Origin of the sequence: Sulfurimonas sediminis (assembly GCF_014905115.1) — a bacterium.
GTDB classification, from domain to species: domain Bacteria; phylum Campylobacterota; class Campylobacteria; order Campylobacterales; family Sulfurimonadaceae; genus Sulfurimonas; species Sulfurimonas sediminis.
This window is the reverse complement of sequence record NZ_CP041235.1, coordinates 1,937,549-1,959,229: the sequence shown is the minus strand read 5'-3', so window position 1 is coordinate 1,959,229 and position 21,681 is coordinate 1,937,549. Positions and strand designations below refer to the sequence as shown.

Sequence of the window (21,681 nt, the reverse complement as noted above, 5' to 3'; positions counted from 1 at the left end):
TGTTTAGTTTTCATCTATGTTGTTTAACACCATAATATTATGAATGTATTGACTCACTTTTTCATTTAACTGCGCATCAGTGAGACTTCTGTTTGCGTCATAAAGCTCCTGCTTCTTTTGACAGGCTGCAATGATGAGACGCTCCTGCGTATGCTGCAGATTTTCCAACTGGTTGACTTTGTGCAGGTTGTCACTCTCCCCGCCCATAAACCAGATAAACCAAAACAGCAGCATAATTGCCAGGAACAATGGTACTAGTGCTGCAGAACCTCTTCTCATAATTTTCCTATTGTATAACTCAGTATTGCGGCAATGCTCATAGCCGGAGCAAAACCATAGCTTTTCTTTTTCAGAGCAGCTAAAATCACGAGATGTATCAGCCCTGAAAATATGATAAAATACCCGACCTGGGGCAAACCTACAAAAAGGGCACAAAAGGCACCAAATCGCAAATCACCGCCGCCAAAAGCCATATTTAAAATAACAGGGATGATAAATATGACAAGTACAATCAAGACCGCATATAAATCATATACAGACAAGTCTGCATCCCACCATTTTAAAATAACCAATACTGCAAATGCCGGAAGTATAATTCTGTCCGGAATAACTCTTTTTTTACTGTCAATATAAGAGAGAACAGAAGCAATAATTATAAAATAAACAAATATAATCATCACATTCCCTACACTCTTTTTTGATATTTTTGTGATATTTGAGCTATTGTATGGAAGAGAAGCTTAAATTAATTTGAAGTATGTGAAAAACAATGAAATTTAGTACAAAATAAGAAAAAATAATGATAATTGTTACTTTTCGAAGTAGTTTTTGTTTTTTAATATATAAGTTCAGGTTATGATTTTGATTTTAGAGTTCACTTGCAAATCTGAGTGCATCCATACCGTACTTTTCACGCAGTTTTTGTGTTTTACATGTAAGTGTATGCATTTTTCTTTCTTCTTCAAAGCCTAAAAGAGAGAGCTCTTTTTTTGAATCTCTCGTAAAGCTTGAACAGTTGATACTCAAACGAATGACACAAAGGCGCTTGTGAATGTCAGCCGCATGAAAAAGAGAAACACACAGGGCATCAAACTTTTTTTCGGTAAATATTTCTGCCAGAGAGATGTTTTTGTGAGATTTTTGATGCATTTCATAGGCAATACCCAAATGAAAAACAGTGGGAATTACCTGAAGCTTTATAATGGCAAAGCTGAGATGTCTGGCAAGAATGTGTACCCGTCTCAGCAGTTCTGCTCTGTCGTAAAGCGGATCAAAAGTTCTGGATATTCCGATGGATTTTCTTTGATGGGTTGTTTTAATCTGCGCATCACTTTCTCCGTTGACACGTTTATAGAGCTCTTTTGCATAGGGTCCCCATGACTCCAGAGTGCCCCGTCTTTTTCGCAGTTCTCCGAGTGTTTTGATTTGTGCACTGTGCAGTTTGTTTTTCATACTTTTGCCTATGCCTGCGAAATCTTCTACCTTGATGGGATTGACAAATCTATCAAATTCGTATTTTGTAATCGTTTTGCATCCAAAAGGCTTGGCATAGCTTGTTGCGAGTTTCGCGATGTAGCGTGTGGATGCGGCACCGATGGAGACCGGCAGATGCAACTCTTTTTTTATCTCATGTCTCAGACCGTCTATAAATTCGGGAATCTCCTCATCTTTGACCCATCCGCTTACATCTCCGTAAAATTCGTCAATAGACGCCTGCTCAACCAGCGGAATTTTGCGTGCAAGAAAGTCATGGAGTCTGTGAGAAAGCTCCTGATACAAAGACATATTGGGTGCTTTGATAATGAGTTGCGGGCAGAGTTGCAATGCCTCACGAATACTCATGGCGGTTTTGATGCCATAGGCACGGGCTTCATAACTCGAAGTTGTGAGAATACCGCGGATACGTCCGTCTTCGTCCTGAAAACTTTTTAGGTCATCCCCGTTTTCATAGGCTTTATAAAAAGTCGGTACAAAGGAACCGGAATTTTCAAAATTGATTCTCTGGTTCTTTGCGTCTTTGGTAAATATTTTTGTATCGCTTCTTCCGCCGATGGCAACAGGTTTGTGTGCCAAAGAAGGCTCAACTATACGAGTTGCACTGACAAAAAAGCAGTCGATGTCAATATGGATTTTCATAATTTAACAGTAGCAGAGAAAAAAGAAATTTTTTAGAAGTATTGCAAATTGCCAAAAATATATTATAATTTCGTCAAATTATTTTTAGAAGTGCTCTTCACTGCTATTATGGTCATAAAATTAATGCTTTCTCGGAACCGGTACTTCAGTGCCGGCTGTTGCAATACTCTTGCCACTCTCAGCCCGGACTGAAGTCCGCGTTCCAAAAAAAATGCTTAACTTAATGGCAGTGGAGGTGCCCTTAATAAGGAAAGCAGATATGGCACAGGTACCGGAAGATATAGGCTGTGAAAACAAGGAATGCATTGCAAAAGACGAGTGTAAAAGACAGGTCATTGCAAAAAACGGCACAGCACGTGAGATTAAAGAGTTTGGTGGAACAGCAGCAAAAAAATGCGGAAAATTTCTTCAAAAATAGATGAAATATTTTTTAATACTTCTTCTTGTCCTGTTTTCTGCCTGCAGCATAAAAAACTATCAGCATACTAGTGCAAAAATAGTAACAATCAAATCACCGAAACTGAAGTTTTCAGATATTGGGTATCTGCGACATACTGAAGATGCCATCGAATTAGAACTTTTTGTAGCAGGACATGTGTACAAACGTATTCATATTAATCATTTGATTTGTGTGGACGAGGGATGTATGAGTAAAAACAGTTTTAATGCAGAGTATCTCTCCTGGGCATATCCCTCTTCTTTACTGCAAAATATTCTTTTGGGCAGGGCAATATACAATGGTAAAAACAGCTTAAAAAAAGATAACGGATTTATACAAAATATAAAAACTTCAGATGTAGATATAAAATACAGGGTAAACTCTCAGGAAATTTATTTTAAAGACAAAAAAAATCATATACTTATTAAAATTAAGGAACTCAACAGATGACAGGTCAAAAATATGTAGGTGCACATGTAAGCGCAAGCGGAGGTGTTTATAATGCTCCAAAAAATGCGCAGGAGATTGGAGCAAAAGCATTTGCTCTTTTTACAAAAAATCAGAGACAGTGGGTTGCAAAATCTTTAGATGAAGAGACGATACAAAAATTTAAAACTGCTTTGCAAGAGAGTGGAATTTTACCAAAACATATATTGCCGCATGACAGTTATCTGATAAATCTGGGGCATCCAGAAGTTGAAAAACTTGAAAAATCAAGAGCAGCTTTTATAGATGAACTGCAACGGTGTGATGCTTTGGGTCTTGACAAACTTAACTTTCATCCCGGCAGTCATCTGACAAAACTGACAAAGAAACAAAAAGAGGATGCGGATTTGCTGCAGACCATAGAAAACAAATGTCTTGACGTTATTGCCGAGTCGATTAATCTTGCACTCGATAAAACGAAAAATGTCAAAGCAGTTATAGAAAATACAGCAGGGCAGGGGAGTAATCTTGGTTACAAATTTGAACATCTGGCATATATCATAGATAAGGTAGAAGACAAATCAAGAATCGGTGTCTGCATAGACACCTGTCATATGTTTACGGCAGGGTATGACATTCGTACGCGAGAGGCCTATGATAAAACCTGGGATGCGTTTGGCGAGATTGTCGGCTTTGAGTATTTGAGTGGTATGCATTTGAATGATTCAAAACCGCCTTTGGGAAGCAGAGTGGACAGACACCACTCTCTGGGAAAAGGAGAAATAGGACTGGATGCGTTTCGTTTTATAATGAATGATGAACGTATGAATGATATTCCGTTGATACTTGAGACAATAGATGAGACGATATGGGCTGAGGAGATAAAGCTTTTGTATTCGTTTTGTGAGTAGTCGGCACTGAAGTACCGATTCCGGATTCAATAATATACTTTATAGATTTTTGAGGAAAAATAAGATAGTATTGTCGGTATAAAAATACAAAAAAAGAGAAAAATATGAAAAAAACAGCGTTCCTGTCACTCGTGACAGCTTCAATCCTTATGGCGGGCGGATATAAAATCCCTGAAACTTCTACAAACTCTGTAGCTCTTGGCGGAGCAAATGTTGCGCATACAAAAAATGCGGATGCAGCATATGACAATCCGGCAAATATGATTTTTATGGAGGATGCCCAGCATATTGAGGCAGATTTGATGTATGTGGGACTGAGTTCTACAAACTTCAAAGGGACCTATGCCAAAACTTTGACAGGAGCCGAAGAGTTAAATTCTGAAAAACAGACTTTTATTCTTCCTTCGCTTCATTATGTCTCTCCAAAGCTCGGTGAAAACGGTGTGCGTGTCGGTTTAAGCATCACTGTGCCTGCCGGACTGAGCAGACAGTGGGAAGAGGGTTCTGCCAAACTTGTTTCTCAGGAGTTTACATTAAAGATTGTAGAAGTGAGCCCGAGTGTTGCATATAAAATCACAGATACCCTGGCCTTTGCATTTGGTTTTAGAGCGGTGCATACAAACGGGGTTGTAAAAAGCAGTGAAAGCGCAATTGTCAATGCATCTCCTTTGGCAACATCCTATATCAGCCGTGATCTTGAAGGAAGCTCTTTGGATTTCGGGTACAATCTTGCCCTGGCATACCACCCGACAAAAGCACTGGAGTTGGCTGCCACATACCGCTCGAATGTAAATTTGACGGTAGAAGGAAGTGCTGTGCTTTCATCAACTGCTGCATTGGGAGGTGCCATTCCCGCAGGTTCATATAGCGGTGAGGCAAGTGTGAGTATTCCTTTGCCTGCAACATTGATGCTTGCCGGAGCCTATACATTTGAAAAGACAAAAACAACAGTAGAACTTGTTTATGAAAAGACATATTGGTCCGCCTATAAATCTCTTGATTTTGAGTATGACGGATCCCTGACAAACCCGGTTTTGATTGCTGCTTTTGATAACCCGAAACCTAAAAACTGGAAAGATACAAATACATTTCGTTTGGGGATTACGCAAGAATTGGACAGGGTGACTTTACGGGCAGGTGCGATTTATGACAATACCCCAACGCCGGAGTCTACACTCAATTTTGAGTCACCGGGAAGCAATGCATACTCTTTCTCATTTGGCGGACGTTATCAAATAGATGATAAAATAGATGTAGGATTATCGGCATTATACTCCATAAAAAAAGACAGAACGGTGACTACACCTACGAATATAAATGGACTAGACGGTACATTCAGTAACTCTAGAGCGCTCCTTGTGTCAGCCGGTTTAGGGTATAAATTTTAAGGAAATAATTGAAAACATTAGTTAACTTTTTAAACGAAAAAGAGATTGAAAAATCGGAGATATTCATCCATCTGAAATGCAGTATCAATGAAGCGAAGATACTGCAGTATATCGCACACAGATATATGAAAGGGCAGGATGATGTTTTGGTGCTTGATTTACTGCAGGATTTATACGAGAGTGAAAATTATGCACACCTGGAGCATTTGAGAGAACTCAAAAGTCTTCTTGAACTTGGTTGGCTGCATCAGCAAAGCTTTACCCCTGTAAAAATAGCAGATGTAACCCCCCTTGAACTTTTAAACACTGCCGTAGGGCTTACTCCTGCTTTTTTAAAACTTTTACAAGACGGAACCCTGGATTTGGATTTGCCTGAAGTGAAGCCCTATTCTGACCATCTTGAGTATCTGCAGGATCAGTTTTTTCGAATCGAACTCTATCAGAAGATGAGTGTGATACGTCAAAATGTGCATGAGCACTCTCTGGGGATAGATAGACTGCAAAACAAACTCACACTGCTTGAAAAGCGTATAGAAGAACGGGTCAAACAGAGTTCTGAGAATCTTGTTTTGGACAAATTTTTTAAACAGAAGAAAATGAGCAACTATGAGCAGGTGATTTTTATTGCACTGCTTCGCGAAGAATACGGATCGACTGACTCCTCACTGCGGGAAATGAATACGCTGATAGATTTGATTTCGCTTGATGAGTATGAGCGTATTAAAAATCGTTCTTTACTCGAAGAGGGATCAAATCTTCTCAAAAACGGAATTATTGATTATGAAGAGATGCTGAACCCTTTTGGCGGAATCAGTCGTTCTTTTTATATAGTAGACGATGTTTTGCAAAGAATTATTCATCCGCAGAAAACAAAAAAAGTAACACGCTTAAAACTGAATGCTTTAGTAGAAGAACAGGATATTTTTGAACTGGTAGAGCCGGACACATCTTTGGATGATGTGGTACTGAATGTAAAAACAAAAGAGACGCTTGAAAACCTGATGAAACAGGTGGACAAAGAGGTTGTGAGTCGCCTTGTAAAATGGGGTATCAAAGACAAAAAAAGCGGTATAGATGCCAGAATAATTTTTTACGGACCGGCAGGAACGGGAAAAACCATGACAGCATACTCCCTGGCAAAATCATTAAAGCGTCAGGTACTGGCATTTGACTGTTCAAAAATACTCTCCATGTATGTTGGAGAGAGTGAAAAAAATGTCCGTAAAATCTTTGATACTTTTTATGAACTCAGCGAAAAAACAAAGACAGAACCGATACTGTTACTCAATGAAGCAGACCAGTTTCTGGGTGCAAGAAGCAGCGGCAATATCACAGGTTCAGATCAAATGCATAATCAGATGCAAAATATCTTTTTGGAACAGATTGAGAACTTCAGAGGAATGCTCATAGCAACGACAAACCTGCTTGAAAATATCGATAAAGCATTTTCCAGAAGATTTAACTATAAAATCGAGTTTAAAAAACCGGACAAAGAACAACGGGTACAACTTTGGAAAAAAATGTTGCCAAAAGAAGCACCTTATGAGGAAAACTTCAATGTAGCAGCGCTTGCGGAATATTCTCTCACAGGAGGACAAATCAGTCTCATAATCAAAAACACAGCCTATAAAGTCGCTGTACGCGAGAACCCGCTCTTTACGCTTGATGACTTTATTGATGAAATCAAGCGTGAAAAAGATGCGAATTTCGACAGTGAGAAATCTATGGGATTTTTAAACAAATAATTTTAAAGCTTCTTTTAAACTAACAAAATCTTTACTCGTATCAGTGTTGCGATAAGTGACATTTGGTATGAGTTATCTTCCACAAAACTTTTTTTTAATATTCATTTTGCTATAGTGCAGTAACTGTTTTTTCTAGTAACAAATGAAAATAGGTTTGCAACAAAAACTGTTTTTCATCGTTAGAAAACAAATATAAAAACCAGTTATATTTTTAATAAATATGACTTTTAAAATAAAAGGTAGGTTATATGGAGCATATAGTGACTTCAAATCCGTATTTTGGGGTATTTGTACTTTTTGTTATAACATTTGGTGCGTTTATTACAACGACTGTCGTCGCCCGATTGGCGAGTCGTGCATTGGCACGTAAAGACAGTGAAAAAATCAAACTTTCAGTGTATGAATGTGGACCTGAAATTACTAAGCAGCCAAACAGGGTATCACCGCAGTTTTATCTGTTTGCATTGCTTTTTCTGCTTTTTGATGTGGAAATAGTATTTATGTTTCCTTGGGCAGTAGATTTTAAAGTGCTTGGTTGGTTCGGTTTTGCTGAAATGATAATGTTTATATTGTTATTGGCAATAGGTTTTGTATATGCATGGAAAAAAGGAGCGCTGGAATGGCACAACATAAAGTAAATTATACACAGGACGGTGGTTTACCGATAGCACTGACAAGTGTGGATAAAATTGTAAACTGGGGACGTTCCAATTCTCTTTGGGCATTAACATACGGTCTTGCATGTTGCGGTATTGAAATGATGGCATCAGGTGCTTCACGATTTGACTTTGACCGTTACGGAACAATTTTCCGTGCAAGTCCCCGTCAGGCGGATGTTATGATAGTTGCCGGTACACTTACCAAAAAGCATGCAGAGTTCATCAAACGTCTGTATGACCAGATGACAGAGCCGAGATGGGTTATTTCTATGGGTTCATGTGCAAATACAGGCGGAATGTTCAATACCTATGCGACAGTACAGGGATGTGACAGAATTATTCCGGTTGATCTGTATCTTCCGGGTTGTGCGCCGCGTCCTGAAACACTGCAGTACGGCGTGATGTTGTTACAAAAGAAAATTCGTGCGAACAAAGCAGGAAATGCACAAAAAGCTAAAAGGTTAATGTAATTATGAGAGCGTATAAACCTAAAGACAATGTACAGGCAAAAGCCTACTATACAGACAGATTTTATGTGGCACCACAGGTACCAAAAACAGCGGTAGAAGAAGATGAGGTTTTTGCTGCAGACTTAGAGGCTATTAAAGCAAATTTTGAAGTCAAAGAGGCCTATATTCAAGTGGAACAAATGGTTATATACATCAATGCGCATGATATTTACGGTGTGCTTGAATTGATGCGCGATGAGTTGGCATATACGCAGCTTTCAGAAATGTCTGCCATTGACTGGCTGGCAAAAGATGATACATTTGAGATTTTTTATCAGATGCTTTCCATGACAAAGCGTAAGCGTATCCGTGTGAAATATTTCATTAAAAACGGAGAGGCTGTTGACAGTGTTGAAAAGCTTTTCAGAAGTGCTGACTGGAGTGAACGTGAAATGTTTGATATGTTTGGCATCGAAGCGAACAACCATCCGTTTATGAAAAGAATTTTAATGCCGTATGACTGGGAAGGACATCCGTTGCTGAAAACCTATCCTCTTGAAGGGGATGAATTTGCAGCATGGTATGAAGTAGATAAAATCTATGGAAAAGAAGCGCGTGACATCATAGGACCTGAACTTCGTGATACTGCAAGAGTGGACAGATATGATTCTGAGCGTTTTGCGCGTCTTGGGCATGAAGTTCCAAAGGGTACAAAAATTACCGGTGACGAACCGGCAGTGACGCATTCGTATCAGGAAGAAGGCGGCGTTTTCCTCATCAAAAAACTTGATAAAGAGTCATCAGTAGTTATTGATGATCCGCAAAGATAAGGTGGTATAAAATATGGCACAGGTAAAAAACAGATTAACACCGTTTTTTGAAAATATAACATTTGACAGAGATGACAATGAACTGATATTAAACTTCGGTCCACAGCATCCGTCTGCTCACGGGCAGTTGCGTTTAATGCTGCATCTGCAACAGGAACAGATTGTAAAAGCACATCCTGATATCGGGTATTTGCACCGTGGTATGGAGAAGATGGCTGAAAACATGATTTATAACGAGTTTATGCCGACAACAGACCGTATGGACTATATTGCATCATCTTCAAACAACTACGGCTTTGCTCTGGCTGTTGAAAAACTCATCGGGCTTGAAGTGCCTCGCCGTGCAAAAGTCATTCGTATGCTTCTTTTGGAAATCAACCGTTTAATGTCTCACCTTTTTTGGTTGGCAACGACGGCACTTGACATCGGAGCTATGACGGTTTTTCTTTTTGCTTTCCGTGAAAGAGAATACCTGATGGATATTATCGAAGGCTATTGTGGTGCACGTTTGACACATGCGGCAATTCGTATAGGTGGAGTCCCTCTTGATCTGCAGGATGGATTTTTGCACCAGTTGAGAGTATTTTTAAACAAACTGCCGCAGAATATTAAAGACTATGAAGACCTTTTGGACTCTAACCGTATTTGGCTGATGAGAATGGAAGAGGTGGGAGTGATTTCTACAGAGATGGCACTTTCATGGGGCTGTACAGGTCCAATGCTCAGAGCTTCCGGTGTTGCATGGGACATTCGTAAAGAAGAGCCGTATGAACTCTATGATGAAGTGGAGTTTGATGTTCCTTTTTCAGACAAAGGTGATAACTTTGCCCGTTACCGTATCTATATGGAAGAGATGAGACAAAGTGCAAAGATTCTGTACCAATGTATAGAAATGTATGAAAAATGTGAAAAAGACGGACAGACTGACTTGATGGCACATGCTCCGAAGTATATTTCCGCACCGAAAATTGACATCATGACACAAAACTACTCTTTGATGCAGCACTTTGTGCTTGTAACACAGGGGATGAGACCACCGGTTGGAGAAGTCTACGTACCGACGGAGTCACCGAAAGGGGAGCTTGGATTCTACATCAATTCCCAAGGTGGTCCTTATCCGTACAGACTAAAACTCCGTGCGCCGTCATTTTGGCACACCGGAATTTTAACCGACTTGTTACCGGGTCATTACATTCCAGATGTTGTTTCTATAATTGGGACAACAAATATTGTATTTGGTGAGGTTGACAGATAATGAAAAGATATGATTTAAGACACTTAAAAGATAATTTTGAACCTCGTATGAAAGAGATTTTGCAAGAGAAACACAAGCCTACCGAGACTTTGATTTTTCTTTTTGAAATAGGAGATTTTTCTCCAATTCAAAGAAGTGCTGATTTGGTAAAAGAGTGTGGGTATGAACTGTATAACTCATTAAAATTTAACGAAGTCGACTGGACTATCGTAGTGAAAAAATAGGGATTGAATGTGAGCAAAGTATATTTTTCTACTTGGAATGGTGAGCTTGTTAATAATATTGGCAAACCCCAAGAAGAGTGGGAGGAATCAGCTTATAATTTACCGGCACAATATGATGATCACCGTGATTCAAAAGCTTTTATCGGCTGGGATGGTGTTTCGTTGTTTCATGAGGATGTAGATGTTATCCGTCTTGCGATGGAATATGCTGCACAGTATCAAGTCTATTCGGAAGCATGCGGAAGATGTGCTCCTGGAAGATGGGGTGGCCGTATTTTATATGACCAGCTTGATAAAATTGCTCGTGGTGAAGGTGAATTGGCTGATTTAGACCACTTAAAAGAGATCGGTAAAAGTATGCAGATAACTTCTAAGTGTGAGATTGGAAAAACAGTTCCAAATCCTATACTTGATTTGATGAATCATTTTGAAGATACATTCCTGGAGTGTATTAACGAAAAGAAAAAGTCAAAACATTATGATGAAAAAATCGGTTATATAGCAAAAATAACGGCACCGTGTACGGATGCCTGTCCTGCGCATGTTGATATACCCGGATATATTGAGGGTGTAAGAGACTTGCGTTTTGACGACTCCCTGGAAGCGACACGCCAGACCATGCCGCTTGCACACACATGTGGGCGTGTTTGTCCGCATCCGTGTGAAGATGCCTGTCGAAGAACCAATCTTGATGAGCCTATTTCAATTATGGCGCTTAAACGTTTGGGTGCAGACTGGGAAACCGATCATGAATACAGCTTTTTTCATCCTATGGAGAAAAAACCGCCGATTGATAAAAAAGTTGCTGTTATCGGTGCAGGTCCTGCAGGACTCACAACTGCCTATTATCTTGCTGCAGAGGGAATAGAAGTTGATGTTTATGAAGACCTTCCTGTCTTGGGCGGTGAAGTGGCTGTCGGTGTTCCCGAATACCGTATGCCTGTTGACAAATATAATCAAGATATTGAATGTGTCCGTGATATGGGTGTGAATTTTATCACAAACTCCAGAATTACTGCTGATGATATGCGAAGATTTGAAAAAGAATATGATGCAACAATGGTAGCTGTCGGTACCCGAATCTCCAAAAAGGTGCGTTGTGAAAATGAGAGACCTGAGATTAAGGGATACTGGGGAGCAATTGACTTTCTTGACCGTGTCAATCTGTATGAAAAATACGGTATTACCATTCCAAAAGAGGTTCAGGAAGAGAATCTGCTGACAACCGATTATGTAGACTTGACAGGTAAAACTGTTGTCTGTGTCGGTGGCGGATTTACTTCAATGGATGTTGTGCGTTGTGCAATTCGGGCAAACGCAAAAAAAGTCTATATGATTTACCGTCGTGATGAGAAGACAATTATACGCAATACAACTTATGAAGAGTACCATGAAGCGGTTGAAGAGGGTGTTGAGTTTCTTTTTCACTCCGCTGTAAATAAAATTACGACAGATGAAAATGATATTTTAAGAGAGTTGCTGATTGACAAGTTTGAACTTGTTCCGGATCCAAACGGTGGACGCGCGCAGCTTGTAAAAATTGAAGGAGAGTCTTATACCATTGAAGCAGACTATCTTATTCCTGCGGTATCTCAGTCGGCTGATTTGGATCTGCTGCCTGAAGAGTGGGAAATAGAGATGACTTCATGGGCTACAATCAAGACAAACGGAAAAGACTATATGACATCACGCAAAGGTATTTTTGCCGCAGGTGACTGTGAGTATGGTCCTATGACGATTGTCAATGCCGTAGGTCAGGCAAAGCGGGCAGCATCAGTCATGGCTCGTTATGTGCAGACCGGTGAAATAAGCTTGACTGATGATGAGATTATGGAAGATCATCTTGTAAAACTGAAAGTTTATGATAAAAAAGAGAAAGTTACCGGCTGGCTGCCGGGTCTTCCTCGTGAGCACTCTTCTGTTTTGGATGTTGAAGTGCGAAAGCATAATAATGCGGAAGTAAACCTTGGCTTTACACAGGAGCAGGCTTTAAGTGAAGCTGACAGATGTATGCGTTGTTATTATATAGCAATGGTACAGGCATAAGGGGAGTCGTAAATGAGTAAAATTATAAATTTTAAAATTGACGGCAAAGATGTTACAGCAGTAAAAGGGGAGACAATTCTTCAGGCTGCGAGAAAAAATGACATCTACATTCCTACTATGTGCTATATTTCTAAAACAACACCCTGTGCCTCATGCCGTATCTGTTCTGTCGAGGTAGAAGGTGTAGACGGGCTTGTTCTCTCTTGCAACACACCTCCGACAGAGGGTATTGAAGTCAGAACAAATTCTGCCGAGCTTGAGCTTGAACGGACAAATATCATGAAACTCTATGATGTAAATCATCCATTGGAGTGTGGTGTTTGTGATAAATCAGGTGAATGTGATCTGCAAAATATGACTTTGGAGTTTGGCGTAGCACAACAGGAGTTTTCTGCAAAAGACCAACTCAGAAAAGTGGAGCACTGGGGACTGATTAATTATGATCCTGCATTATGTATTATGTGCGAAAAATGTGTACATGTATGTAATGAAGTTATAGGGGATGATGCTATTGAAGTAAAATTCGGTGGTTATTCTTCTGTCATTATCCCAAAAAATGCCCAAACATTAGACTGTACATTCTGTGGTGAATGTATTGCAGTCTGTCCGGTCGGTGCTTTGGTAAGCAGTGATTTTCAATACTCTGCAAATGCCTGGGAACTCTCCCGTGTTCCCTCAACATGTGCTCACTGTTCCGCAGGATGTGCTTTGGAATATGAAACACGCCATGTCGGTATTAATGGTGAAGATTCTATTTACAGAGTGAAAAACAATTATGAATTCAATTCATTATGTGGAGCAGGGCGTTTCGGATTTGATTTTGAAAATCGTGCCTCTAAAGACGAAGAAGCATTTAAAAAGGCAGTTGAAGCTATTCAAAATGCAAACGCAATACGCTTTTCTTCCATTATTACAAATGAAGAGGCGCATATTTTACAGCTTTTAAAAGAGAAACTTGGGATAAAACTTTTTAATGAGGATGCAAGACTGTATGCTGAATTTATGAAAGCTTATTCTTCAGTAAGCGGTAAACTGCATCACAGTGCTTCGATGGATGCCGTCAAACAGGCTGACGCGATCATTATTATCGGCACACGTTTGGCGACGGATAATCCGATGGTACGCTATGCCGTGCGAACAGCATCCCAGCATAACGGTGCAAAAATAGTATATGCGCATCCGCTTGAAGATGCACTTATGAAAAATACGGCTACACAGTTTATGAAATATGAAGTGGGTACAGAAGAGGGTGTTATGGCACTTTTGGTACATGAACTTCTGAAAAACAGAGATATAGATGAAAATACAAAAGCATTTTTGGATGAGTTGGACTTAGGATATCTTGAAGCTGAAAGTAATGTAGGCGATGATGAACTGAAGCTTATGACAAAATCATTCAAAAGAGCACAAAAACATGTACTTATCATCGGCAGTGATGTATTTGCGCACAAGCGTGCAAAAAATATTGCAAAACTGGCAGCTTTGATTGAAAAATATACTGAATTTTCATTACTGATTATTCCAACAGAAGTAAACACTGCAGGGGTTGCCCTTACATGTAAACTTGACACTGATGAAAATATAGGCAATATTGTTGCCTATAATGCAGAAGGTGACTTTATAATGTCATCTTTAAAAGATTCAGATTTAGCGATGCCGGCACTTAATCAAGTGGAAGGAACAGTTGTCAATGTTGACAATCAGGTGCTTCCGTTGAATGTGGCACTTCCTTTTGAAGGATATACTTTGAATGATATAGCAAATGCTCTTGGTCTGAAAAAAGAAAATACTATTGACTATACAAAAGAACTCGATCCTTCAAAAGGTTTTAAAGCAATTGCTTTTGATGATCTGGAAAACTTTTTAACACCTTACGGTGAAGACAAAAGGGGCTATATCTTAGATGAAGTTGTATGTGAAACAGATTCAGAAATTGCACCTGTTGAAGAGTTGCCTGAGTTTAACGGAAGTGTAATTTACAATTGTAACCCTGTTTTGCAATTTAATGCGTTTACAAATAAAACACATCAGTTGGAAAAAGATACAACATTAAGAGGCTCGGCTCAGTTTGCGGCAGCTGCAAAGATTGCAGATGGTGATGTAGTTGAAATAAGCTTTGCATCAAGAACAATACAAAGAGTTTTTAAACAAGATGAAGAACTAAAAGGAACTATAGCACTCAATCCTACCTTCGATTTAGGTCAGGATTTTAGCAGATATAGATTTGAAAAATCCAAAATAGCGAGAGTAATATAATGAGCGAAATTACCATAAACATTGACGGAAAAGATGTTCAGACAAAAGAGGGTGAGTATTTATTGAATGCTGCCCGTGCAAATGACATATTTATTCCTGCAATATGTTATTTGACAAGATGTAGCCCGACTCTAGCCTGTCGTATATGTCTTGTTGAAGCAAATGGAAAACAGGTATATGCCTGTAATGCAAAAGCAAAAGAGGGAATGCAGGTAGTAACATCGACTGAGTCTATAGAAAAAGAGCGCAGAATCATCATGGAAGTATACGATGTGAACCATCCGCTTCAATGTGGTGTATGTGATCAGTCAGGTGAGTGTGAACTGCAAAACTATACACTTGAGATGGGTGTTGATTCACAACATTATTCCATTAAGGATGTAGACAGAAGTTCTCATGACTGGGGACATTTACACTATGATCCGGGTCTTTGTATCGTGTGTGAACGTTGTGTAACTGCCTGTAAGGATATGATAGGGGACAATTCTCTTAAAACAATTCCACGAGGTTCAGACCCTCTGAATCCAGAGTATAAAGAGAGCATGCCAAAAGACGCATATGCAATGTGGAACAAACTTAACAAGTCTGTCATTGGTTTGACAAACGGAACGGATGTACTTGACTGTACTTCCTGTGGCGAATGTGCAGCAGTCTGCCCGGTCGGAGCGCTTGTTGATACACAGTTTATGTATAAAGCAAATGCATGGGAGTTAAAACAGGTTCCTGCAACCTGTGGCCACTGTTCTGCCGGATGTCAGATAACCTATGATCTGAAGCATACAAGCATAGATAATCCGGAAGATAAAATATACCGTGTGATGAACGAATGGAATTATGTTTCACTTTGTGGTGCAGGCCGTTACGGGTTTGATTATCAAAATGCCGGTGTTATAAAAGACGAGACTGCATTTGCAAATGCACTCGAGGCCTTTAAAAAGGCAGATACAATAGCTTTTACATCTACAATTACCAATGAAGAAGCCTACCTGCTTCAAAAAATGAAAGAAAAATTCGGATACAGACTTGTCAATCCGGAAGCAAAAGCATTTCAGGATTTTTTAAACAATTATGCACAAATCAGTGGCCATAAACTCTATAAAGGTGACTTGGAAAAAGTACATAGTACAAACTTTATAGTCTCTGTCGGTTCGGCACTCAAAACTGACAATCCAAATGCACGTTATGCATTAAATAATTCGCTGACAGTAAAAAAAGGCGCAGGAATTTATTTTCATCCTGTAAAAGATCCGATTATTGAGGGCATAGGGAAGTCTATCATGACAGTTGCACATGCTCCTCTCCAAGAAGAAGCAGCTTTATACCTTTTGCTTGATCTTTTTGCAGACAAATCGAAACTGCCTTCTGATATTGTTGAATACCTTGCTTCTTTTCATTCACAAAAAACCGTTACAGTTGAAGAAGTTGTGAAAGAAAAAGTTGTGGAACTTGTCAAAGAGACAAAAGTCAATGAAGAGACTGGAGAAGAAGAAGAGATTGAAGTAGAAAAAACCAAGATGGTTTCTACCAAAGTTGCAAAAGAAGTGGAAGTTGATGAGAACAGACTTTTAGAAATTCTTGGTCTTGATGACACATTTATGCAGGCACTTGAAAAAAACCTGAAGAAAAAAGAGACTTTTGCTCTTATGGTCGGTCCAGATTTATATATGCATCCAAATGCAAAAAACCTGGCTCGACTGGTAGCTTTGCTTGAAAAATACTCAGCTTTTGAAGTGACCATGATTCCAACACTTACAAACTCATTGGGTGTAGCGCTGATTTGTGATCTTGATGACGAAAAAGGTTCCTATACGGTTGCGTATAACACTGATGGTGATTTTGTACTCTCCGGGCTTGGTGACGGTGATCTTGATATGCCTGCAATCAATCAGCAGGAAGGAACATTGACATCTGTAAACAAGCGTGTCAATCCTACTAATGCGGCTATCGGATATGAGGGATATGAATTAAACGATATTGCAAAAGCGCTTGGTTTTGAAGCAGAAAATATTATAGACTACACTGTAGAACTTCCTGTTGCAACAGGATTTAAAGCCCAAGAGTTCGATAACCTGCCAAATCATTATGAAAATGACGGTACGGAAGTGCGTGGCTATGTGTTAGAAAATGTAGCAGTAGAGGCAAGTGAAGATGAAAGTGTGGAAAAATTCAGTGAAGATAAGTTAGAAGGGTGTATAATCTATTTAGCAAATCCTGTAAGACAGTTTACGGAATTTACCTACAAAACAACAAATCTTGACGAAGTAAGCGGTATTTACATGAGTGAAGAGTATTTATCCAAAACTGATTACAATGAGGGTGATACAGTCACAGTGAAAACTAAAAAAGGTGAACTGACTGCAAAAGTTGTTTGTGACAATAAAATTGCAGGTGATATAGTGGTTTTACCTACATTTGATAAAAAATTAAACTCAGAAGCACTCTTTGACGGCTACCGTTTTAGTACAGCTTCAATCCAAAAGGGGTAATATATGGATACAGCATATTTAATTGAAACGATCATAAAAGTCGTTGTAATTCTACTTATATTTTCTGCGTTGGCAGGTATCGGTACATATTTTGAGCGTAAGATACTTGCATTTATGCAACGTCGTTTAGGACCAATGTATGTTGGACCATACGGTTTACTGCAAGTGGCAGCAGACGGTATAAAGCTTTTTACAAAAGAAGATATTATTCCTACGAATGTAGTAGGACCAATTTTTAAAATTGCACCTGTAATTACCGCGGCAACTGCATTTATGGCAGCAGCGGCAATTCCTTTTTTCCCGCAGTTTACTCTCTTTGGTTATACGGTACATCCTATTGTTGCCGATTTAAATATCGGTATTTTGTATATTCTTGGTGTAATGGCTGTCGGACTTTACGGTCCGTTGCTTGGCGGTATGGCTTCGGCAAACAAATTTTCTTTGCTTTCAGCAGCACGTACTGCAGCGGTATTTATTTCCTATGAGGTTGTAAGCGGATTGGCTATTTTAGCTCCGATTATGATGGTTGGTTCTTTGTCTTTGATTGATTTTAACAATTACCAGGCAGGGGGTATCAGTGACTGGATTATTTGGTCTCAGCCTGTAGCCTTTGTACTTTTTTGGATAGCGGCATTTGCTGAAACAGGACGTACACCGTTTCACCTGATAGCAAATGACCATGAGATTATTGACGGATTTGGAACAGAGTATTCCGGTATGAGATGGGGACTGTTCTTTATCGGTGAGTATGCAAATATGTTCTTTATCTCCTTTGTAATTCCTCTTATCTTTTTGGGTGGTTATGGTGACGGAAGTATGCTTGGTGCATTGGGGCTTATAGCAAAAGTGGCATTTTTCTTTTTCTTCTTTTTGTGGACAAGAGCTGCCTGGCCGGATGTAAGACCGGATCAGTTGATGTGGTTATGTTGGAAAGTACTAATGCCATTGGCCGTGATTAATGTTGTAATCACCGGCTTTGTGATGATGTTTTAAGGGGATAATGAATGAAAATGGAACAATTTAATGATAGAAATGTAGCTGACAACGGTTACTTTTTAGTTGATATTGAAGATTATCCTACTGATGGTTGGGGTAAGTTTAAACGTGTGGTAAAAAGAACTTTCAGAGCCGAACTGTTTGTCGGTTTGTGGGTAGTGCTTCGTGAAATGATCAAGTTTGATATTCATACGGTACAGTATCCGCAGGAGAAACTGCCTATAGGTCCTCGTTATCGTGCCGTGCATGAGATGAAAAGACTTTGGGAAAGTGATGCTGAACGTTGTATCGGGTGTGGACTTTGTGAAAAAATCTGTATATCTGACTGTATTCGTATGGATACCAAGATAGATGAGAACTCACGAAAAGAAGTAACCGAGTATACAATCAATTTAGGGCGTTGTATTTTTTGCGGTTACTGTGCGGAAGTTTGTCCTGAACTTGCTATTACTCATGGTGGAGAGTATGAACAGGCATCAGAACAGCGTGAGCATTTTGTTGACTATGCGTATATGTTAACGCCACTTGACAAAATGAAAGCCGGAACTCAAATGGAGTTTGAAGGTTTTGGTGCGATTACACCACATGAAGATGAGCGTGTTAAAAAAACACCTCTAGCATATTAAGGAGTTTGGATTATGTTTGAAGCGGTAGCATTTTACTTGTTTGCATTTTTAACGATTACGATGTTTTTCATCACAGTGACAACATCACAGGCGTTATATGCATTAAGTGCATTGGCAGCGGGAATGATTTTCATATCAGCATTTTTCTTTATTCTGGGTGCTGATTTTTTAGGTGCAGTGCAAATAATTGTTTACACTGGTGCAGTAATGGCTTTATATGCTTTTGGTATGATGTTTTTTGACACGACAAGAGAAGTTAAAGAGAAACAGGGAAACAAATACATTATCGTCGGACTCTCAACACTGGCAGCAGTTCTGGTAGTTGTTATTTTTGCAGCGCCGATGGTATCTGAAAATATTGTTGCTCTTTATCCGGCAATTGAAGGAGTAGGCAATACTCAAGAAGTAGGACTGATTTTATTTACAAAATATCTAGTACCGTTTGAAGTGGCTGCAATTATGCTGCTTGTTGCAATGGTGGCAGGTATTGTCCTTGCAGGCAAGAAAATGGATCTTTCAATTACACTGATGAATGATGCTGAAATTGAAGAACAAAATAACACAAAGGTACTTTCATGATGGAAATAGGTTTAAATCATTATCTTGTTTTATCTACTATTTTATTTGCTATTGGTTTAGTAGGTGTTATGCGTAGAAAAAACCTTCTTTTACTGTTTTTTGCAACGGAAATACTCTTAAATGCAGTTAATGTTGCTTTTGCGGCAATTTCACACTATTATGGTGATTTGACTGGTCAGATGTTTGCATTTTTTGTAATCGCTATTGCAGCTTCAGAAGTTGCAGTCGGTCTTGGACTTCTGATAGTATGGTATAAACGCCATAGTTCAATTGACCTAGATGCATTAACAACGATGAAAGGATAAAGAATGGAAAAATATTTATATATAGCACTCTTTGCTCCCCTTGTTAGTTCTTTGTTCTCAGCGTTGTTTACAGCGACACCAAAGAAACTGTTTACGGGTATTGTTGCGAGTCTTATGATATTGACATCATTTGCAGCAAGTACAGTATTGTTGATTTATATACTCAAAGGCGGAGAGCCTGTACATGTAGAGATGATGACATGGATGGCAACTGGAGACCTCTACATTCCTTTTGGTTTTGTTGTTGATCAGATTTCGGTAACCATGATGATGGTTGTTACACTGGTTTCAACTATCGTACATATTTACTCTATCGGTTACATGGATCACGACAAAGGTTTTAATAGATTCTTTGCATGGCTGTCAGCCTTTGTGTTCTCGATGATGGTTCTTGTTATGAGTGACAACTTCGTAGGACTCTTTATAGGCTGGGAAGGTGTTGGTCTGTGTTCATGGGGTCTTATCGGTTTTTGGTATCATAAACAAATTGCCACATGGGCAGCGAATGAAGCGTTTATAATGAACCGTATCGCCGACCTTGGTATGCTTATCGGTATCTTTTTGGTCTACTGGAATACCGGTACACTGCAGTATGATGAAGCATTTGCCGTTATGCCACTGCTGGACACTGCCACATTGACATGGATAGGTATATTTTTATTTATCGGTGCAATGGGTAAATCAGCACAGTTTCCTCTGCATACATGGCTTGCAGATGCGATGGAGGGGCCTACACCTGTATCGGCTCTTATTCATGCGGCAACGATGGTTACAGCGGGTGTTTATCTGGTAGTGCGTTCGAATGAGCTTTATAGTCTTATTCCTCATGTCGGATTGTTTATTGCTTCACTTGGTGCTTTTGTTGCCCTGTTTGCAGCTTCTATGGCCCTTGTCAACCGTGATATGAAAAGAATCATTGCCTACTCTACGCTTTCACAGTTAGGGTATATGTTTGCCGCAGCAGGCCTTGGCGCTTACTGGGTTGCACTGTTTCACCTGATGGCACATGCGTTTTTTAAAGCACTCTTGTTCCTTGGTGCGGGAAATGTTATGCATGCGATGCATGATGAACTTGATCCGTTTAAGATGGGTGGACTGAAAAAAGTAATGAAGTGGACATGGATTATGATGACAATTGCCTCATTGGCTTTGGCGGGAATCTTTCCGTTTGCAGGATTCTTTTCCAAAGATACGATTCTTGAAGCGGCATTTGCAGAGCATCACTTTGTAATTTACGGAGTACTGCTCTTTACAGCAGGTCTGACAGCATTTTATTCATTCAGACTTGTGGCACTGATCTTTCACGGTGAGGAGCGTTACAAGATATTTGGTATTCATCCTCATGAAGCGTATAGATTTATGCTCATTGCAATGAGTCCGCTGCTTATTCTTGCGATGATAGCCGGAATTTTTCAAGAACCGTTCTTTGGCATGATAGAAGAAATTTTACGTGCGCATGAGTATCATATTCACTCCCATACAACACTCTGGATTATGCTGGTCGGTACACAGCTTTTTGTAGCACTTGCTATTTTGTATGCATATAAAAAATATGCTTCATGGAGCAGTGTTCCGGATGGTACAAGTCCGATAGAAAATTCATTTATCTATAAACTGCTGTTTAATCAGTACTATATTCCGTATTTTTACGAAGAGTACATTGTAAAACCATACAGAGAAGCTTCTGAGCTTTTCTGGACAAAAGTAGATATGAAAATTGTGGATGCTACTGTTGACGGGATTGCAGGTATTGTGTACGGTACCGGTAAGAAAACTAGGAAAATGCAAAGTGGTAACTTATCTACTATGCTTAAATGGATGGTAGCAGGTTTAGTTGGACTGCTCTCACTCGCTGTGGTGTTTGGGCTTGCAGCAAGATATTCTGATGAGATTGTTATATTCTTATCAGCTCTAGGAGTTTAGTA

Annotated in this window: 21 protein-coding genes; 18 read left to right on the top strand and 3 right to left on the bottom strand. The window is 39.4% G+C overall.

Annotated features, from left to right (window positions below; all coding sequences use genetic code 11):
• Positions 1-3: 3 nt before the first annotated feature.
• The 3 genes from FJR45_RS10525 to FJR45_RS10515 form a co-directional block, all read right to left on the bottom strand.
• Complete coding sequence (locus FJR45_RS10525) at positions 4-279, bottom strand: hypothetical protein (protein WP_151899544.1); 276 nt, start codon at positions 277-279, stop codon at positions 4-6.
• A complete protein-coding gene (locus FJR45_RS10520; protein ID WP_193150483.1) occupies positions 276-677 on the bottom strand; it encodes an A24 family peptidase in 402 nt (133 codons plus the stop codon). The genes FJR45_RS10525 and FJR45_RS10520 overlap by 4 nt, the downstream gene beginning before the upstream one ends.
• 190 nt (positions 678-867) lie before the next feature.
• On the bottom strand, positions 868-2,136 hold the full coding sequence (locus FJR45_RS10515) for a Y-family DNA polymerase (protein WP_193150482.1): 1,269 nt from the start codon (positions 2,134-2,136) through the stop codon (positions 868-870).
• 259 nt (positions 2,137-2,395) lie between these two features.
• Between FJR45_RS10515 and FJR45_RS10510 the strand changes: the two genes are divergently transcribed.
• The 18 genes from FJR45_RS10510 (at position 2,396) to nuoL (ending at position 21,679) form a co-directional block, all read left to right on the top strand.
• Complete coding sequence (locus FJR45_RS10510; RefSeq protein ID WP_193150481.1) at positions 2,396-2,554, top strand: hypothetical protein; 159 nt, start codon at positions 2,396-2,398, stop codon at positions 2,552-2,554.
• Positions 2,555-3,025, top strand: a complete 471-nt coding sequence (locus FJR45_RS10505; protein WP_193150480.1) for a hypothetical protein — start codon at positions 2,555-2,557, stop codon at positions 3,023-3,025.
• Entirely contained in the window at positions 3,022-3,912 is an 891-nt protein-coding gene (nfo, locus tag FJR45_RS10500; RefSeq protein ID WP_193150479.1) for a deoxyribonuclease IV, read from the top strand. Before FJR45_RS10505 ends, nfo begins: the two co-directional genes overlap by 4 nt.
• A gap of 104 nt (positions 3,913-4,016) precedes the next feature.
• On the top strand, positions 4,017-5,300 hold the full coding sequence (locus FJR45_RS10495) for an OmpP1/FadL family transporter (protein ID WP_193150478.1): 1,284 nt from the start codon (positions 4,017-4,019) through the stop codon (positions 5,298-5,300).
• Between the two features lie 8 nt (positions 5,301-5,308).
• On the top strand, positions 5,309-7,045 hold the full coding sequence (locus tag FJR45_RS10490) for an ATP-binding protein (protein WP_193150477.1): 1,737 nt from the start codon (positions 5,309-5,311) through the stop codon (positions 7,043-7,045).
• Between the two features lie 248 nt (positions 7,046-7,293).
• The gene (locus FJR45_RS10485) at positions 7,294-7,683 is read left to right on the top strand and encodes an NAD(P)H-quinone oxidoreductase subunit 3 (RefSeq protein ID WP_151899551.1); all 390 of its coding nucleotides are present in this window, start codon (positions 7,294-7,296) and stop codon (positions 7,681-7,683) included.
• The gene (locus tag FJR45_RS10480) at positions 7,665-8,174 is read left to right on the top strand and encodes a NuoB/complex I 20 kDa subunit family protein (protein ID WP_151899552.1); all 510 of its coding nucleotides are present in this window, start codon (positions 7,665-7,667) and stop codon (positions 8,172-8,174) included. The genes FJR45_RS10485 and FJR45_RS10480 overlap by 19 nt, the downstream gene beginning before the upstream one ends.
• Before the next feature lie 2 nt (positions 8,175-8,176).
• Positions 8,177-8,983 carry an NADH-quinone oxidoreductase subunit C gene (locus FJR45_RS10475; RefSeq protein ID WP_193150476.1) on the top strand — a complete coding sequence of 269 codons (807 nt, stop codon included), beginning with the start codon at positions 8,177-8,179 and terminating at the stop codon, positions 8,981-8,983.
• 13 nt (positions 8,984-8,996) lie between these two features.
• Positions 8,997-10,238, top strand: a complete 1,242-nt coding sequence (nuoD, locus tag FJR45_RS10470; RefSeq protein WP_151899554.1) for an NADH dehydrogenase (quinone) subunit D — start codon at positions 8,997-8,999, stop codon at positions 10,236-10,238.
• A complete protein-coding gene (locus tag FJR45_RS10465) occupies positions 10,238-10,462 on the top strand; it encodes an NADH-ubiquinone oxidoreductase subunit E family protein (RefSeq protein ID WP_193150475.1) in 225 nt (74 codons plus the stop codon). The genes nuoD and FJR45_RS10465 overlap by 1 nt, the downstream gene beginning before the upstream one ends.
• Positions 10,463-10,471: 9 nt before the next feature.
• The gene (locus FJR45_RS10460; RefSeq protein WP_193150474.1) at positions 10,472-12,508 is read left to right on the top strand and encodes an FAD-dependent oxidoreductase; all 2,037 of its coding nucleotides are present in this window, start codon (positions 10,472-10,474) and stop codon (positions 12,506-12,508) included.
• A 12-nt stretch (positions 12,509-12,520) separates the two neighbouring features.
• Positions 12,521-14,764, top strand: coding sequence for an NADH-quinone oxidoreductase subunit G (locus FJR45_RS10455; RefSeq protein ID WP_193150473.1), 2,244 nt, complete (start codon positions 12,521-12,523; stop codon positions 14,762-14,764).
• Positions 14,764-17,250, top strand: coding sequence for an NADH-quinone oxidoreductase subunit G (locus FJR45_RS10450; protein WP_193150472.1), 2,487 nt, complete (start codon positions 14,764-14,766; stop codon positions 17,248-17,250). Before FJR45_RS10455 ends, FJR45_RS10450 begins: the two co-directional genes overlap by 1 nt.
• A 3-nt stretch (positions 17,251-17,253) precedes the next feature.
• Positions 17,254-18,243 carry an NADH-quinone oxidoreductase subunit NuoH gene (gene nuoH, locus FJR45_RS10445; RefSeq protein WP_193150471.1) on the top strand — a complete coding sequence of 330 codons (990 nt, stop codon included), beginning with the start codon at positions 17,254-17,256 and terminating at the stop codon, positions 18,241-18,243.
• Positions 18,244-18,254: 11 nt separating this feature from the next.
• Entirely contained in the window at positions 18,255-18,872 is a 618-nt protein-coding gene (nuoI, locus tag FJR45_RS10440; RefSeq protein WP_151899560.1) for an NADH-quinone oxidoreductase subunit NuoI, read from the top strand.
• Positions 18,873-18,884: 12 nt separating this feature from the next.
• Positions 18,885-19,451, top strand: a complete 567-nt coding sequence (locus tag FJR45_RS10435; protein ID WP_151899561.1) for an NADH-quinone oxidoreductase subunit J — start codon at positions 18,885-18,887, stop codon at positions 19,449-19,451.
• Complete coding sequence (gene nuoK, locus FJR45_RS10430) at positions 19,448-19,756, top strand: NADH-quinone oxidoreductase subunit NuoK (RefSeq protein ID WP_193150470.1); 309 nt, start codon at positions 19,448-19,450, stop codon at positions 19,754-19,756. The genes FJR45_RS10435 and nuoK overlap by 4 nt, the downstream gene beginning before the upstream one ends.
• 3 nt (positions 19,757-19,759) lie before the next feature.
• Complete coding sequence (gene nuoL, locus FJR45_RS10425) at positions 19,760-21,679, top strand: NADH-quinone oxidoreductase subunit L (RefSeq protein WP_193150469.1); 1,920 nt, start codon at positions 19,760-19,762, stop codon at positions 21,677-21,679.
• Positions 21,680-21,681 lie beyond the last annotated feature (2 nt).

Coding starts and splice junctions, on each gene's coding strand:
- FJR45_RS10525 (WP_151899544.1), bottom strand. CDS start 279: ATGAGAAGAGGTTCTGCAGCACTAGTACCATTGTTCCTGGCAATTATG.
- FJR45_RS10520 (WP_193150483.1), bottom strand. CDS start 677: ATGATTATATTTGTTTATTTTATAATTATTGCTTCTGTTCTCTCTTAT.
- FJR45_RS10515 (WP_193150482.1), bottom strand. CDS start 2,136: ATGAAAATCCATATTGACATCGACTGCTTTTTTGTCAGTGCAACTCGT.
- FJR45_RS10510 (WP_193150481.1), top strand. CDS start 2,396: ATGGCACAGGTACCGGAAGATATAGGCTGTGAAAACAAGGAATGCATT.
- FJR45_RS10505 (WP_193150480.1), top strand. CDS start 2,555: ATGAAATATTTTTTAATACTTCTTCTTGTCCTGTTTTCTGCCTGCAGC.
- nfo (WP_193150479.1), top strand. CDS start 3,022: ATGACAGGTCAAAAATATGTAGGTGCACATGTAAGCGCAAGCGGAGGT.
- FJR45_RS10495 (WP_193150478.1), top strand. CDS start 4,017: ATGAAAAAAACAGCGTTCCTGTCACTCGTGACAGCTTCAATCCTTATG.
- FJR45_RS10485 (WP_151899551.1), top strand. CDS start 7,294: ATGGAGCATATAGTGACTTCAAATCCGTATTTTGGGGTATTTGTACTT.
- FJR45_RS10480 (WP_151899552.1), top strand. CDS start 7,665: ATGGCACAACATAAAGTAAATTATACACAGGACGGTGGTTTACCGATA.
- FJR45_RS10475 (WP_193150476.1), top strand. CDS start 8,177: ATGAGAGCGTATAAACCTAAAGACAATGTACAGGCAAAAGCCTACTAT.
- nuoD (WP_151899554.1), top strand. CDS start 8,997: ATGGCACAGGTAAAAAACAGATTAACACCGTTTTTTGAAAATATAACA.
- FJR45_RS10465 (WP_193150475.1), top strand. CDS start 10,238: ATGAAAAGATATGATTTAAGACACTTAAAAGATAATTTTGAACCTCGT.
- FJR45_RS10455 (WP_193150473.1), top strand. CDS start 12,521: ATGAGTAAAATTATAAATTTTAAAATTGACGGCAAAGATGTTACAGCA.
- FJR45_RS10450 (WP_193150472.1), top strand. CDS start 14,764: ATGAGCGAAATTACCATAAACATTGACGGAAAAGATGTTCAGACAAAA.
- nuoH (WP_193150471.1), top strand. CDS start 17,254: ATGGATACAGCATATTTAATTGAAACGATCATAAAAGTCGTTGTAATT.
- nuoI (WP_151899560.1), top strand. CDS start 18,255: ATGAAAATGGAACAATTTAATGATAGAAATGTAGCTGACAACGGTTAC.
- FJR45_RS10435 (WP_151899561.1), top strand. CDS start 18,885: ATGTTTGAAGCGGTAGCATTTTACTTGTTTGCATTTTTAACGATTACG.
- nuoK (WP_193150470.1), top strand. CDS start 19,448: ATGATGGAAATAGGTTTAAATCATTATCTTGTTTTATCTACTATTTTA.
- nuoL (WP_193150469.1), top strand. CDS start 19,760: ATGGAAAAATATTTATATATAGCACTCTTTGCTCCCCTTGTTAGTTCT.